The organism is Mycoplasmopsis pulmonis, from assembly GCF_900660575.1.
Lineage (GTDB): Bacteria > Bacillota_I > Bacilli_A > Mycoplasmatales > Metamycoplasmataceae > Mycoplasmopsis_B > Mycoplasmopsis_B pulmonis.
The window spans coordinates 61,549-78,010 of the sequence record NZ_LR215008.1 but is presented as its reverse complement, the minus strand read 5'-3'; the positions used below and the strand labels follow the sequence as shown (position 1 = coordinate 78,010).

Annotated in this window: 12 protein-coding genes and 1 pseudogene; 6 read left to right on the top strand and 7 right to left on the bottom strand. The window is 24.5% G+C overall.

Translation table 4 applies throughout. From position 1 onward, the window contains the following. Window positions 1-10 precede the first annotated feature (10 nt). On the bottom strand, window positions 11-1,096 hold the full coding sequence (locus EXC36_RS00330; protein WP_129689968.1) for a S66 family peptidase: 1,086 nt from the start codon (window positions 1,094-1,096) through the stop codon (window positions 11-13). Window positions 1,097-1,304: 208 nt separating this feature from the next. Here EXC36_RS00330 and leuS point away from each other — a divergent pair, with 208 nt between their 5' ends. Further along, window positions 1,305-3,728, top strand: coding sequence for a leucine--tRNA ligase (gene leuS / locus EXC36_RS00325; protein ID WP_010924897.1), 2,424 nt, complete (start codon window positions 1,305-1,307; stop codon window positions 3,726-3,728). Window positions 3,729-3,896: 168 nt separating this feature from the next. On the opposite strand, the gene EXC36_RS00320 is transcribed toward leuS, so the two are convergent. Next, window positions 3,897-5,711: a hypothetical protein gene (locus EXC36_RS00320; protein ID WP_129689966.1), complete on the bottom strand. Its 1,815-nt coding sequence runs from the start codon at window positions 5,709-5,711 to the stop codon at window positions 3,897-3,899. A gap of 264 nt (window positions 5,712-5,975) precedes the next feature. Between EXC36_RS00320 and EXC36_RS00315 the strand changes: the two genes are divergently transcribed. Genes EXC36_RS00315 through EXC36_RS00300 form a run of 4 tightly spaced genes read left to right on the top strand, consistent with a single transcriptional unit; the run spans window position 5,976 to window position 8,714 of the window. Next, complete coding sequence (locus tag EXC36_RS00315) at window positions 5,976-6,407, top strand: hypothetical protein (RefSeq protein ID WP_010924894.1); 432 nt, start codon at window positions 5,976-5,978, stop codon at window positions 6,405-6,407. A 12-nt stretch (window positions 6,408-6,419) separates the two neighbouring features. Continuing rightward, window positions 6,420-7,085 (top strand): (d)CMP kinase, encoded by a 666-nt coding sequence (cmk, locus tag EXC36_RS00310; protein ID WP_041363906.1) that lies wholly within the window; start codon window positions 6,420-6,422, stop codon window positions 7,083-7,085. Continuing rightward, a complete protein-coding gene (gene der, locus EXC36_RS00305; RefSeq protein ID WP_010924892.1) occupies window positions 7,063-8,370 on the top strand; it encodes a ribosome biogenesis GTPase Der in 1,308 nt (435 codons plus the stop codon). The genes cmk and der overlap by 23 nt, the downstream gene beginning before the upstream one ends. Further along, window positions 8,334-8,714: an HU family DNA-binding protein gene (locus EXC36_RS00300; protein WP_010924891.1), complete on the top strand. Its 381-nt coding sequence runs from the start codon at window positions 8,334-8,336 to the stop codon at window positions 8,712-8,714. Before der ends, EXC36_RS00300 begins: the two co-directional genes overlap by 37 nt. Here EXC36_RS00300 and EXC36_RS04115 read toward each other — a convergent pair. From EXC36_RS04115 to EXC36_RS04005, 3 genes and pseudogenes are all read right to left on the bottom strand, one after another. Next, window positions 8,704-8,886: pseudogene (locus tag EXC36_RS04115) on the bottom strand (Holliday junction resolvase RecU); the annotation flags it as partial. The gene EXC36_RS00300 and the pseudogene EXC36_RS04115 overlap by 11 nt on opposite strands. A gap of 37 nt (window positions 8,887-8,923) precedes the next feature. Continuing rightward, entirely contained in the window at window positions 8,924-10,126 is a 1,203-nt protein-coding gene (locus EXC36_RS00290; RefSeq protein ID WP_041363864.1) for an IS3-like element IS1138B family transposase, read from the bottom strand. Between the two features lie 214 nt (window positions 10,127-10,340). Continuing rightward, window positions 10,341-10,508, bottom strand: coding sequence for a hypothetical protein (locus tag EXC36_RS04005; RefSeq protein WP_010924876.1), 168 nt, complete (start codon window positions 10,506-10,508; stop codon window positions 10,341-10,343). Between the two features lie 1,923 nt (window positions 10,509-12,431). Between EXC36_RS04005 and EXC36_RS00285 the strand changes: the two genes are divergently transcribed. Then, window positions 12,432-13,634, top strand: a complete 1,203-nt coding sequence (locus tag EXC36_RS00285) for an IS3-like element IS1138B family transposase (RefSeq protein ID WP_041363864.1) — start codon at window positions 12,432-12,434, stop codon at window positions 13,632-13,634. A gap of 239 nt (window positions 13,635-13,873) precedes the next feature. Here EXC36_RS00285 and EXC36_RS00280 read toward each other — a convergent pair whose 3' ends face one another. Further along, a complete protein-coding gene (locus tag EXC36_RS00280) occupies window positions 13,874-14,773 on the bottom strand; it encodes a hypothetical protein (protein WP_010924863.1) in 900 nt (299 codons plus the stop codon). 257 nt (window positions 14,774-15,030) lie between these two features. Next, window positions 15,031-16,224: a hypothetical protein gene (locus tag EXC36_RS00275; protein ID WP_041363892.1), complete on the bottom strand. Its 1,194-nt coding sequence runs from the start codon at window positions 16,222-16,224 to the stop codon at window positions 15,031-15,033. Between the last annotated feature and the right edge of the window lie 238 nt (window positions 16,225-16,462).

Sequence of the window (16,462 nt, the reverse complement as noted above, 5' to 3'; positions counted from 1 at the left end):
TTTTACCTACTTAAATTCTCTTTATTTTTTCATCAAATAAAGGCTCTGTTAGTGTTAAAGTTTTATGATCAAAATCTATTTCTAATTCAATTCCATATGGAATTATGTTGTGAGGAAGAGCATGTCCAAAATTGATGTTATAAAAAATAGGTAAATCAAATTTTTCGCTTTTATCTTTTAAAATTTTTTTGTATTCATCAAAGAAAACTTCATCTTGAGGTTTTCCAAAAATTAGAGCTTTTACGTTTTGTAAAATTTCATTTTCTATTAACAAGTCAATCATTTTTTCAAATAATTTTGGCTCTGGTTTATACTCACTTGTTTCTAAAAATAAAATAGTTTTTTTCAAGACGTCTTTTGATGGTATTAAATCAAAAGTTTTAAAAGTGCTTTTTCCTTGTTGATCTTTGTTTAAACCATTATAAAAAACTTCAAGTGATCCACCAAAAAGCTCTCCTTTAATTTTGCCTTTTCCTCTAATAACTTGAAAGCCTCTTTTTTCATCATGTTTTACTCTAGCAGTTCCTAATTGTGATTGAGAAAAATCTTTTCTTTCTTCATATCACTCTGGTGATAAAAGAATTTGTCTGCTAGGCTTATTTTCAAAAAACATTTTAAAATTTTGCTCTGTGTAAGAGAGCATATTTTTGTCTAACTCTGCAAAGTCACTTAAAAAATTCATTCCATAATAACTAACAACATTTAGTTTATTAAAAAATAAATGATTGTTTGTTGAATCAGAATAGCCAATAAAAATTTTGGGATTATTTTTTACATAGCTCATGAATTCTTCATCATTAAATAAATACTCAAAAATTCTATGTGTATCAAGGCCACCTATTGCACAAAGAATTGCTTTTATTTCAGGGTTATAAAATGCACTTTTTAAATCGTTTGCCCTTGCTTGTGGATTGTTCTTGATAAATTCAAGTCCTTTTAAAGAATTTTCCATAAAAACAGCTTCTAATCCAAATTTTTTTAGTCTCTCAATACCAAGGTCTAATTGATGTTTACAAAAAGCCTCTCCAAGTACACCACTTGACAAACTTACAATAGCAATTTTGTCTCCAGCATTTAATTTCTTAGGTTTAATCATATTTCCTCTTTTCTCTTTTTTAAAATTTTTAAACTTATAAAAATTATAAGTCTCTAGAGCCAAATTTAAAGTTTTTAAAATAATTAAAAATCTTTATTTTAAAAGCAAAAATGCAAATAAGTTTTTAGCTTTGTTTTTATAAGATTTAAAAGTGAGATTAGTAAATTATTAAGGCTAATTTTGTTTTTTTAATTTAAAATAAAAAAATATGTATAACCATAAAGAAATAGAAAAAAAGTGACAAAAAATTTGAGATCAAAGCAAAGCTTTTAAAACAGGAAATAAAAGCGATAAAAAATATTATGTTTTAGATATGTTCCCTTATCCTTCAGGATCAGGGCTTCACGTGGGTCATCCTGAAGGATACACAGCAACTGATATTATCGCTAGATTTAAAAGATTAAAAGGCTTTGATGTTTTACATCCAATGGGTTGAGATGCCTTTGGTCTTCCAGCTGAACAATATGCCATTAGCACAGGAAACAATCCCAATGAGTTTACTCAAAAAAATATTGCAACTTTTAAAAAGCAAATTAAATCACTTGGACTTTCATATGACTTTGACAAAGAAGTTAATACTACTGATCCAAAGTTTTATGAACAAACCCAATGAATTTTTAAAGAGCTTTATAAAAAAGGATTGGCAGTTTTAGCAGACATAGATGTAAACTGGTGTGAAGAGCTTGGTACTGTTCTTGCAAATGAAGAAGTTTTAATTGACAAAGATGGAAACAAAGTCTCTGAAAGAGGCTCTTTCCCCGTTGTCAAAAAAAAGATGAGACAGTGAGTTTTAAAAATAACTAATTATGCAGATAAACTTTTAGAAGGTCTTGAAGATTTAGATTGAGAAAATTCTCTAAAGCTTCTTCAAAAAAATTGAATAGGAAAATCAACTGGAACTAAAGTCAAATTTGCTCTAGAGCTTCTTGATGAAAGTATTGAAGTTTTTACAACAAGAATTGAAACAATTTTTGGAGCTACTTTTTTAACTATTTCTCCTGAACATCCTCTTGTAGAAAAAATTGTTACTAGCGAAAATAAAGAAAAAGTTAAAGACTTTATAAAAGAATTTGAAAAACTTGATGATAGACAAAAAGCTGATAAAAATGAAAAAAATGGAATCTTCACAGGTTCTTATGCCATTAATCCTTTTAACCAAAAAAAAATCCCAATTTGAATTGGTGATTTTGTACTACTTTCTTATGGAACTGGAGCTATTATGTCAGTTCCAGCTCATGATAAAAGAGATTATGAATTTGCAAATAAATATGGCTTAGAAATTAAACAAGTTATTGTTTCAAAAGAAAATGTAGAGCTGCCTTATCTTGAAAGCGGTCATTTAATTAATTCCTCTGAGTTTAATGGTCTTAGCTCAAAAGAGGCCATTGAAAAATTAAATCAATATGTTGAGAAAAACAATCTTGGACAAGTTGAGACTTTTTACAAATTAAGAGATTGAATTTTTTCAAGACAAAGATATTGAGGAGAGCCTTTTCCAGTTGCCTTTGATGATGAAAATAATGTTTATTTAATTGATGGCTTAGTTGAGCTTCCTTTTATGGAAAACATTAAGCCTTCAAAAAATGGTCAGTCTCCTCTTTTTAATAATAAAAAATGGCTTTATTTTGAAAAAGATGGGAAAAAACTAACTCGTGAGACAAACACCATGCCTCAATGAGCTGGTTCAAATTGATATTACCTAGCTTATATTTTAAAAAATGCTGATGGCTCATATGAAAAACTTGACTCAGAAGAGGCAAAAAAGAGATTTAAAAAATGGCTTCCAGTTGATTTATATATAGGTGGCCAAGAACATGCTGTTTTACATCTTTTATATTCAAGATTTTGACATCGATTTTTATATGACATAGGAGTAGTTCCTACTAAAGAACCTTTTCAAAAAGTTGTAAATCAAGGAATGATTTTAGGAACTGACGGCCAAAAAATGTCAAAATCTAGAGGTAACATTATTAACCCAAGTGAAATAGTTGATGAATTAGGAGCTGACACTCTTAGAGTCTATGAAATGTTTATGGGTCCACTAACAGATGACAAAGATTGACAAGTTGAGTCTATTAAAGGAATAAGAAAATGACTTGAAAGAGTTTATAGACTCTTTGAAATGTTTTTTGATGGACAAAAAACTATTGAAAAATCAAACGAGGATCATTTAATTTTAAGTCAATACAATAAGTTGATTAAAGAAATAGAAAACGAAGTTGAACTTTTAAAATTTAATACAGCCATTTCAAAATTAATGGTTTTTGTTAACTTGCTTTATAAAGTAGAAAAAATTCCTTCTTGAGAAATTTTAAAAAACTTTGCCCTTATTTTGTCTCTTTTTGCCCCTCATATTGCAGAAGAGCTTTTAGAAAAAATGAATCAAAAGCAAGTTAAAGATCAAATATGACCTACTTATGATCCAACTTATTTAGAAAGCAATCTCACAAAATATGTAATTCAAATTAACGGAAAAGTTAGAGCTATAGTTGATTTTGAACTAGACAAAACTCAAGAGGAAGTTTTAGCAAAAGCAATGCAAATTGAGAAAATAAAAACTTTATTAGAAAACAAAAATATTATAAAAGTTATTTTTGTAGCTAACAAAGTTTTAAACTTAATTGTTAAATAGTTTTTTATAAAAGTTAATTAATAATCTAACAAACTTAATATTTTAGTTTTACTTAATTATAACTACCATGGTTTATGCTCACTTAGTCATGGTAGTTTTTTTATACAAAAAAGTTTTGCCTTATTTAAAGACAAAACTTTTTTAAATTTTTTGGTTATTAATTTTTTATTAAACTTTAGTAATTGGCATTAGAGCAAAAATAGAAGGTCAAAGTGGTTTTAGTCTATTTTCAAAGACAATTCTAACTGAGTGAATATTTGCTTTTTTAATTTCAACTACATCTCTGTAGTAATGGTAGCTTTTTGATGGAACAAAAAATACATTTTGAGCTTTTTTAGGATAGATGTTTACATTCTTTCATGGTCCATCTTTTGTTTCTCTATATTCAACTCTGTAGGCATCTTTTATATAGTATCTATGGTCTCCTTTTCAGAAAAGAAGCTCAAATCCATAAATAGTTCCTCTTTTACCATTTTTTCAACTAAATTCAAATCAAGGATTTTTATCACCTTTACCAGCTGATCAGTAATAATTTTTTCAAGTATAAGGTGATCAAACTCTTACAGGAGGATATCCACTTGATCAACTTGAACTAGCTTTTACATCAAAGTCTTGAGCTCTTCTACTTCCACCATAGTCTTGCTCGTGGAAATTAACTTTAGCTAAGTCTTTAACAGTTATTTCTAACTCTTTTTTATTACCATCTCTATTAACTTCAAAGACTAAACTAGCTTCTCCTTTGTAGTCATCTAGATTTTTGAATTTTTTAAGGCTTACTACAACACCTTCTTTTAGATTTATTTTTTTATCTGCTATTTTAACTTCTTTATTATTTTCTAAAACAGTTAATTCTTGCAGCATAAATGGATGAAGATCTTTTTTATTTTTAAAGTAATTATTTAAAACATAATCTTCAAATTCTTTGTAACGTGGATTATCTTTTACAAACTCTCCAAGAATGTCTTGGCTGTTTTTGTAACTTCATTCTATAGATTTTTCAATATTTTTAAATACAGAAGATTTATTTAAAAATTGAATTGAAAATGTTCCTAATCTTTTTCTTTCAACACCTTTATCAGTTGTTGGTGAAAAAGTAATTTTCATATCAACATTGCTAATTCCATTGTTTTTTAGTGTTTCTTCAGAAAAACCAAAAATGTCACTTCTATCCTTAGTTACAAGTCCTAAATTAAAATCACTTGATTCTAGTCCAAAAAAGTTTACAGTATTTTTCTTGTCTTCTTTAATATTAAAGTTAAGTTTTGACAAGATTTCTTTTATTTTGTTGTATTCTTCAAGATCTGATTTATGATCAAAACTCTTAGTTGATTTTGGTGTGTATGTTGAAGGACCAAATTGAATTTTTGAAACTGATCATTTAGCTGATTTTAAATCACCTAAGTTAATTTTGTAATCTTTAGATTTTGTAGTTTTAAATTCAAATGTTTTTTCTTCACTTGGACCACTGCCCTCTTTTTTAAGAGTTAATTTTGAATTTGAATTTTCTGGAAGATCATCTTTAAATTTTAAAGATAGACTTATACCATCAGAACTTAGACTTAGAAGTTCAACTTGAGCTTCACCTTCAACTTCTCACCAATTTGGCTTAGGTTTTTCAGGTTCTGGAGCTTTTGGAACTTCAGGTTCTTTTGGTTGCTCAGGATTTTTATCCATATCTTGTTTTTCAGGAGTTTTAGGTTCTTCTGGCTGTTTGCTATCTCCTTCAGGTTTTGCAGGAGGTTTTTCAGATTCAGGGGTTTTAGGAGTTTCTGGTTGCTTGTTATCACCTTCAGGTTTTGCTGGAGGTTTTGGACTTTCTTGTTGATTATTTTGATTAATCTGGAGTGCTTGGATTGTTTGATCACTTGGATTAGAATTTTGATTTCTTTTTTCTATAGATTGAGCACTACATGAGACAAAAACAGTTGGAGTTAAAATTAATCCTGATAAGGCTATTAAACTTACAATTTTTTTAGTTTTCATAATTTCCTTTCGTATAAAAAATCTTTATGAATTTATAAATTGAGTGCAAAAAAATTAAAAATAATACTTTTTGTACATTAAAAGAAAAAATGTTGCACATATAAATTATAATGGAAAAAGCTCATCATTGTCGCTTTTTGTCTTGGTCACTAGTCAAAGTCACATTAATTTCAAAGGACTTTTTCATTAAATTGCTAAAATTAGAACATTATTTTTTTAAATCTTATGTATAAAGATTAAATTATTATGAAAGGTAAATAGCTTATGAGTGATGAAAAAATAGCTAAAAGAATGGATAATTTCAAAGATTTAAGAAAAAATCTTTTTAATGAAAAAGAGATGAGAATTAGTTTTTATCAATCAAATCCAAATTTAAAATCTATTTATGTAAAAGCAAAAAGTTTTATTCCAAACTTAGATATTTATCTTTTTGATGTTAAAAAAACTAACATCAATAATTACTATGAAGAAAAAAATGATTTAAAAAAGTTGTCTTATGAAAAATTCAATAAAAATCTTTTATATGATTTAAAAAAAAGTTATGATTCTCTTTCATATAAAAGAGCTGATGTCAAAGTTGAAGATATCTTTGATGATGAATTTTTTGAATCACCTGCTTTTTCAGAAATCTTAAATGAGCCAGATTTACAAACACATAAAAAAATAACTAAAAAGAAATTTTCAACTATAAAATAAAAGGAAATGAACATGACTAAAAATATCAATATTGCAATAGATGGTCCTAGTGGAGTAGGTAAAAGTACAATTGCAAAAAAACTAGCAGATCATCTTAACTATGTTTTTATCAATACTGGTCTTTTTTATCGTGCCATTGCTTTTTATAAAGATAAATTTAATTTAACTCAAGACTTGCTTGTAAAAGAACTTAAAAACATCAAAATCAATTATGTAAATGAAGATCAAATATTCTTAAATAACCAAGATATTGCTCCTTATTTAAGAGATGAAAAAATCTCTGAACAAGCTAGTGAAATTTCTACTATTTTAGATATTAGAAATTTTATTAACCAAATAATTATTGACACCATGAAAGTTAAAAAAGGTTATGTAATTGAAGGAAGAGATACCACCTTTAAATTAGCCCCCGATGCTGAGGTGAGAATTTTCTTAGATGCAAGCTCTCCTATAAGGGCAAGACGAAGAGTTTTACAAAATTCACAGTTAAATACTGAATCAAACTATGAGAAAATTCTTGATAACATCAACAAAAGAGACTATAGTGATAGAAATCGAGAAGTTGATCCTTTACATGTAGCTCAAGGGGTTATTGCCATTGTAAATGATCATATGAATATTGAAGAAACTTTTGAAAAAATTTTAGGACTAGTAAATGAAGCCATTGACAAAAAATAATTTAGTAGCAATAGTTGGAAAACCCAATGTTGGAAAATCAACTCTTTTCAACCGTCTGGTTGGAAAGAGAGTCTCTATTGTCTATGATCAGCCTGGAGTAACTAGAGATAGAATTTATGAAAATATAAACTGATCTGGTAAAAACTTTAGAATAATTGACACAGGTGGAATTGTTGTTTCTGATCAGCCTTTTGTTGAACAAATTCGAATTCAAGCTCAAATTGCAATTGAAGAGTCAGAAATAATTCTTTTTGTAATAGATGGCTCTGAGGAAATTACCTCTGATGATTTATACATAGCCTCAATTTTGAGAAATTCTAAAAAGAAAGTTTTAGTCCTTGCCAACAAGCTAGATAACAACAAAAATGAGGATTATTCAATTTATTCACTAGGCTTTGAAGATTACTATAAAATTTCTTCAGTTCATGGAGAAGGAATTGGTGAAGTTCTTGACAAAGTTATTAACTTAATGAATTTTGAAAATGATCAAGATGAAGATCTTTTTAAAATTGCTATTTTGGGTAAACCCAATGCTGGAAAATCATCACTTTTAAATGCCTTAACCAAGCAAGAAAGATCAATAGTCTCAGAAATTGCTGGTACAACTCGTGATTCAATTAAATCAACAATTGAAATTGAAGATCAAAAATTTTTCATAATTGACACAGCTGGAATAAATAGAAAATCTAAGCTAGTTGAATCAGTTGATCACTATGCTCTAATGAGAGCGATGGGTTCTCTTGATGAATCTGATTTGTCCATTATTATAATCGATGCAACTGAGGAACTTTCTCATTTTAATGCTAGAATAATTGGCTATGCAAGTGATAAGAAAAAACCAACAATCATTGTAATTAATAAATGAGATTTAATTAAAAAAGAAACTAACACAATGATTGAATATGAAAAAAAATTAAGGGAAAAAATGCCCTTTATTTCATGAATGCCAATTGTTTTTATCTCAGCTTTAAAATCGCAAAGATTAAATAAACTAGAGAAAGTTATTATTCAAGTTAAAAACAATCTCTCTAGAGAAATTAAGCAAAACTTATTAAATGATTTACTAGTTGATATGCAAACTATGAATCCTTTAACTTTTAAAGGTAAAAAACTAGAGATAAAACACATCAAAAAAACAAATGATCCAGTGCCGACATTTTTGCTTTTTGTAAACAATCCAAATATTGTTCACTTTAGCTATTTAAGGTATATTGAAAACCAAATTAGAGACTATTTTGATTTTACTGGATGTCCAATAAATTTGGTTTTAAAGAAAAACAAATAATGTTTGTTTATCTATTAAAATATATAAATACTAAAATTAGAATTATTCAAAATCGAAAGGTTAAGACAATGACTAAAAAAGAATTTATGCAAAAAATTTCAGAACATAGCTTCATTTCACAACGTGATGTTGAAGCTATTATAAACTCTATGGTCTTTGTAATCAAAGAATCTCTAATCTCAGAGGAAAAAGTTACTATTCCAATGCTAGGAACTTTTGAAACTAAAATTAAAGCAGCTAGAGAAGGAATTAAATTCACAACTGGAGAAAAAATCCTAATTCCAGAAAAAAGAGTTGTTAAATTTAAACCTACTAAATACATAAAAGAAGTTGTTAATTATTAATAAGCGATTTTACTCAAGGTAAAAAATCAACTATTCCAGGAAAGCTTAGCTCTATTTGCAATGCATTTTTTTTAATTTGCTCAATAGATATAGATTTTTTTGTGAGATTGTTTAATTTTTTAGATTCCATTAAATAAAACTTTTCTTCATCTTCATGAAAGAAAAAATAAAAGCCAAGGCCTTTAAACTAGGACAAAAAAAGTGACTATTTAAAAAACACTTAGAACATCTCAGCTTTGTTGAGGTGTTTTTCATTCTAAGATTGATTGTAATCTTTCATTATTGTATCAGTCGATATAATTTTGAATAATTTCTTGCAATTCTTTGAATGATAATTTTGAAATTTTTAGATCATTTAAGCACTCACTTTTGATATTTGAAAAGAAATATTCTGCTTCTCGATTATCAAGTGAATTTGCGATTCTACTCATTGAAATTATCCCATTGTTTTCTTTAATAATTTCACTATACTGATTTGATGAATATTGACTTCCATGATCTGAGTGAATTATTCACTCTTTATCAAATTTGATTTTAGAAATATGATCTAAAACTAACTTAACATCATTTCTTTTACTTAGATTTCAATTAATTATTTTCTTGCTTTGATGATGAATTGCAATCGATAAATAAACATGATTGTTAATTGCATCTTTGGGGCTTGGAATATAAGTTACATCAGTGGCAACTATGTTGTTAAATTTGCCATTGTAGTCTCTTTGAATTAGATTTTGATATTTAGTATTAAGATTTTTAATTTCATTTTTTCTTTTTGCTCTTCTAATTTTGCAAAAAAGATTTAATTTAAGCAAAATTCTACCTATTTTTCGATAGTTTATATACCTTTTATATTTATTTTGAATATAAATTTCTAATCTTTTTCTACCAAATATACCTTTGTTTTCATGAAATGATTTTCTAATAATTTCTTCAATTTCTTGATCTTTTTTCGGCTCTGCAAGTTTAGGTTTTTTTCAAGAATAATATGTTGATTTTGAAAAGAGAAATTCTTTTCATGAAATTTTAGTTAATATTTTTTCTTTATCTTTATGTTCTTTAATTTTTTTTCGAATTTCTTTTTCACTAATGTCATCAAAAATTATTCTATAAATTTTAACAATCTCTTCTAATTCTTCTCTTGTATATTCATTAACTTCTTTTCTTTTTGGTGGTCTACCGTTATTTTTTTTGTTAGCTGTAGATTTGCCAGTTTGTGAAATTAAAGATTGTTCATCTTTTTGAAAAGCAGAATATTTTTTGAAAAATCAAGATTTTACATATGTATTTTTTCAATCTTTACCAATATTTTTGTTTACTAAAAATATATATTTTTTTATATTAATTTTTCCATCATAAAATTCTTCATATAATGAAAATCATTTCTTTCATTGTTCTGGTTTTAGTTGTTTCATAAACACTCCTATTTAAAGTATATTTTAAAAAGTGTTTTTTATTTTTTTGTCCCAGTTTAAAGGTTGCTTTTTTAATTTTTAAATTAAATAAAAGGCTATTTAGAAATTTAAAAAAATAATGTTTATTTAGAAAATTTAAATTCTATACAATAAAAACTTTGAGTTGTAGAATTTTTAATCCCCATACTAAAAGGCTCTTCTTCAGATTCTTTTTTTATCATCATCTTGATTTTCAACTTTTTTTATCTTTTTGGTTGAATAAATTTCAATTTTCTTGATAAAGATAATATGATTCACCATTCATATTATTTTTAAATGGTTTGTTTAGTCCATGTTTTTTTAATTTCTTTTTGTTAATATTTCATTTTTTATATTTTTTCATACTTGTTTTCTATTCTATTTCTATATTATTAGTTCTCCATTTGTATATTCTGCATGTGATTGAAATTCATTTTTAATTTCATTATAAAAATTTTCATTGCAGAAAGATATAGTGGTATCTCTTTTACATTTTTTGCTATATTTTCAAGATAATCATAACTAAATATGAATCTAAGTAATGCGTGTAATGAACATTATCAAAATCTACATACTTTTCCAACTCCCCTTCTTTAATATAATAAATTTTAGTTATATTAATATATGAAGCTTTTTTTGAGTAAAACACTTTTTCTTCACCTCTAAAAGATGGTTTTTTTATCAAGTTATCTTTTTCATTTACATATGCAGATTTTGTCTTTTACATAATAATATTCTTCATCATATTCATCATAAAATGATTATTAAGAAATGATATAAATCAACTTTTAAATTATTAAAATCTATACTTTGTTTATCTTTTGTGAAAATAGGTTTTATTTTATCTAGAGTTTTTCCATAATTAAATTTCTTTTTTATGAATGTTTTTTGTTATTTTTTATAATGGTGATTTCATACATAATAAACTCAATAAAATCATTAAATGATCTTAAGAAAGAAATAATTTAATATATAAAAACTCTCTTGGAAAAAAGGCAAAGGATTGACATATTCATTCAAAAATTTTATTAGAAAGATATAACTCATAAATGGTTTTTTATAACCAAAAGTAACTAAGTTATTCCAAATTCTACAGTACAACAAAAAAGCAAATTACTAAGCATTTTACTAATAAATTTTTAGAAAAAAACCAAAGAATTGATGATCAATATAAAAAAACTTTGTGTTATTTTGTTTTTGAAAACTATGTCTTCGCAAGAATTGCTCATGAGATATAAAATAGATTCTCTAAAAGTTCTATTTTTAATTGAATTCAAAAATATAGGGATAAGGTAAATAATTAGGATTTTAAGGATATAGCCAAGAGTAAAAAATACCTTTATATTGATGCAGATGATGCTTATTTAAAGATTAAAAATGATAAGAAAAAAACTATCAAAATATGCTTTAGAATGATAACTTTACATCTTGGCAAAGAAGATTATAAAGATAATAAAAAAAGACTAAAAATAATTGGAAAAACAACAATTTTCAATATAAACAAAGGAAACAAAAGTCTTTTAAAAGCTAGTTAATTAGCCAATGAAATTAATAAACAGATTAGCGAAAATTATGGCGAGCACTTAGAAATAAGGATTGCATGAGATGATGCAAAATGAGTAAAAACTCTTGCTAAAGAATTTGGTGAAAAATATAATTTAGACCTTTTTCACATTAAACAAAAGCTATGAAAAATTTTGAGCTACAACAAAAAAATTGATCTTCACAAATACTAAAATTTTTGTTTTTTTGAAAAGAAAAAATAGTGCAAGGCTCTATCGAATATTTTGCGATTTAATAAAGATTTTTCATTTTAAAAAAATTTACAAGTTTCTAGATTAGCTAATTCAAAGCTTTAAAAAGGAAATTTCAAGATCCAAAATTAAAGAAATTTTTCAACTTAAAAAATACTTAAAAAAATAATGTAATTGATGAAAATTATGACAAAGAAAAAGGTTATATTAGAGGCAATGCTGAAAGTTGAGTTAGTCATAATTTGAAGTCAATAATTAGACAAAAATTCAAAATTTTTAAACTAAAAACCATTGTTAAATTACTTCAATTTAATAGATACAACAACTTAAATTATCACTTTGTCTAAAGCTAATATATTTTTTTTATATTTTGTTGACAAAATGCATTTTTGATGTATTAATGCATACAAGTTTTCCATAAATTCATATCACTAGTAATATGGTTTTTTTTGTACACATTTATGAATTTAATTTTAAACTGGGACAAAAAAATAAAAAACACTTTTTAAAATATACTTTAAATAGGAGTGTTTATGAAACAACTAAAACCAGAACAATGAAAGAAATGATTTTCATTATATGAAGAATTTTATGATGGAAAAATTAATATAAAAAAATATATATTTTTAGTAAACAAAAATATTGGTAAAGATTGAAAAAATACATATGTAAAATCTTGATTTTTCAAAAAATATTCTGCTTTTCAAAAAGATGAACAATCTTTAATTTCACAAACTGGCAAATCTACAGCTAACAAAAAAAATAACGGTAGACCACCAAAAAGAAAAGAAGTTAATGAATATACAAGAGAAGAATTAGAAGAGATTGTTAAAATTTATAGAATAATTTTTGATGACATTAGTGAAAAAGAAATTCGAAAAAAAATTAAAGAACATAAAGATAAAGAAAAAATATTAACTAAAATTTCATGAAAAGAATTTCTCTTTTCAAAATCAACATATTATTCTTGAAAAAAACCTAAACTTGCAGAGCCGAAAAAAGATCAAGAAATTGAAGAAATTATTAGAAAATCATTTCATGAAAACAAAGGTATATTTGGTAGAAAAAGATTAGAAATTTATATTCAAAATAAATATAAAAGGTATATAAACTATCGAAAAATAGGTAGAATTTTGCTTAAATTAAATCTTTTTTGCAAAATTAGAAGAGCAAAAAGAAAAAATGAAATTAAAAATCTTAATACTAAATATCAAAATCTAATTCAAAGAGACTACAATGGCAAATTTAACAACATAGTTGCCACTGATGTAACTTATATTCCAAGCCCCAAAGATGCAATTAACAATCATGTTTATTTATCGATTGCAATTCATCATCAAAGCAAGAAAATAATTAATTGAAATCTAAGTAAAAGAAATGATGTTAAGTTAGTTTTAGATCATATTTCTAAAATCAAATTTGATAAAGAGTGAATAATTCACTCAGATCATGGAAGTCAATATTCATCAAATCAGTATAGTGAAATTATTAAAGAAAACAATGGGATAATTTCAATGAGTAGAATCGCAAATTCACTTGATAATCGAGAAGCAGAATATTTCTTTTCAAATATCAAAAGTGAGTGCTTAAATGATCTAAAAATTTCAAAATTATCATTCAAAGAATTGCAAGAAATTATTCAAAATTATATTGACTGATACAATAATGAAAGATTACAATCAATCTTAGAATGAAAAACACCTCAACAAAGCTGAGATGTTCTAAGTGTTTTTTAAATAGTCACTTTTTTTGTCCTAGTTTACAATTATAAGGCCATATATATAAAATTTAAACTTATCAAATGGAAAAGATACTGTAATTATTATTCCTAAAATACAAATTAAAATTAAAAAAGTGATTAATGAAAGATAATAAAAGGCAAAAAGTCATTTATTAAATGTTTTTTTATATATGTATTGAATATTGTTGTTGATAAAATGATTTTTTTTAAACATCATGAATAAATTTTGTTTTTTTAATAACCATATCAATATCTTGAAAAATATCTTTGTCCTTTTTCTTCTATATCTAATCTGTTTTTATCAATTTCCTCAATTTTTAAAATTCCACCTACAAGTTTATTCGCTTTAGTAATCAATTCTTTTATTTTTGATAAATAAAAATCTTCATAAGAGTCATCATCTATTGAAGAGATAGTTCTAAAATAATTTGATAATTCATTAATTATTGATGGTAATTCTTCAATGGATTCACTATAATAGGATTCATATCCTATATGAACAATAGTTGAAATAAATTCAGTTAAAGAACCAATTGCCAAAAAAACCAAACTTCAAATTGGCACTGAAGTAAATTCAGAAATAGTTGATACCACTGTTCCAACATTTTTTGCAATTTGTGTTCCAAAAGTTGCATTATCTAGTGATGTTTTATACGACTCAAGTTTTTCAATCAAGGTTTTTATTCAATCACTTAGAGTTTCTCTTTGTCTTGAAGATAAAATAGCTCTTCTACCTCTTTTCTTTGGTAGTTGATCTTTTACTTCATTATAAAATTTTTGATAAATAAAATCATTTTTTAAATATTCATCAAAATAAATATTTTTTTCTTCTTCATTTTCAAAAATTTTAGTTTCAAAAAATGAATTAAAATCATCAAAAGAAAAATTTTTTAATTTTTGAGAATTGATAACATAATCAATTTTGAATTTTTTTTGCTCTTCAATAGTTAAATAATTTATCAATTCAAAAAGATAATTTTTTTCATTTAAATTTTTTGCAAATTCTTCTCTTACTTCTTGGTTTAGTTGAGGAGAATTCACATTATTTTCATGAATGGCTACTTGTGAGCTTTCTTGTATTGGGCTAACAGGTGATACTAAGCCTAATAAATTTAAAAATAGAATACTTTTCATTGTTGTTACCTCGGTTTATATTTAATTTATATGTAGAGATTCTACATATAAAAAAATTATAAAAAAATACATGAAAAATATACTTAATTCAATAAAAAATTTTCATTTTATAAGTTTTTATAGATAAAAATTTTTACCATGAAAAAATTTTATTTATTTGTTAAATCAATGTCTATTAATTTTAAAAAATGTCTATATAAAATTAAGCAAAATGAAAAATGAAAATTTTTAAAATTTGATCATTTATCAGATTATTTTTAATCAAGTTGTTTTTCCAAAATTAAACCATTTAAAAAAACATAAAGAATGATTATGTTTTCTAATAATATCTTTTGATTTTGAATTGGTAAAAATATTTGATTTTCATCAATATCATTGCTATAAATATATTTAATATTTCATTTTTCTAATATATTTTTATACTTAAACTTTTTTGAAATTAGGATGTTTTCATGGTTTCATAATTTTGAATCTCTGAAAAGAATTTGAATTTCATCAATAAAATTAACTTTTGTTTCATTTATAAATATCTTGAATAGGAAAAATTTTATTGCATCAACTATTAATTCAAAATTATTTAAAAAAATAACATTTCCATAAAAGAAATTGGATTTATTTTTTGAAACAAAATTTTGCTTTTGTTCTTTTAATTCAAAATTTTTAAAATTATTTTTTTCAAACAAAATATCCAAAAAAACAATTTTGTTTCTTATAAAAATATCTACAATTTTATTTATTATTTTTATCTTTTGAAAATCTAGACTATAAAAAAACTTTGTCATCCATTTTATCAATCTTCGATCAGCAAATACCTTATCTATAGATTTAATTAATGTAAAGTCTTCACTAAAAAATGTGCAATAATTTCAATTTCTAAGAAAAAATAATATTGAGCTATTGCTAAGAATTGTTAAATAGGTAATATTATTTTCATTTTTTATTAATTTATCTACTTCATTTTCGGAAATGAAAATGTTTCCTAGATCTTCTATTGTTTGTTTTATTTTTTTCTCTTTATTAACAAATTTTCAATTTTTTGTATCTTTCAAATCATAAATTTGAAATATCTTAGCTATTTTTGCAAATTCAATAGTAACTGCATAAATATTTTTATTAAGTAATTTATAATAAAACTTTTCATCTAGTTTTTTCATAAGGTGAATTTCTAGAAAGATTTTTTTATTATCAAATTCTATCAATACCTTTTTGAAAATTGGATTATCAACATAAGTAGAAATTATCTTTAACTTGCTTTTTAAAATATTTCAATTTTTATTTTTTGTAATTGAATCAATTTCATCTGAGATCAATATCAAATCTAAATCATTTGGATTTCTTGAAATCACTTTTTCTTTCTTTAAAACAAAACTACCTTGAATTACCAATTTAAAATTGAAATCTTGTAAGTCTAAATATTCTAATAAATTTTTAATAACATTTTCACTAACCATCCCAATCCTTTGCAAAACTTAATTATCAATTTTAATATTGAAGTTATATAAAAATTTTATATAAAAAATTACATATTAATTTTTAACCTTTATTAAATCAAAATTTTTAGTTTTAATTATGGTTTAATTAATAATTAAAAAATGCTTTTGAATTTATAAAATGATTAGTTGTTTTGTTATTCTAAAAATTCATTATTTCATTAACACAAAAAGAACTTAAATGTAATTAAAGAAGTTT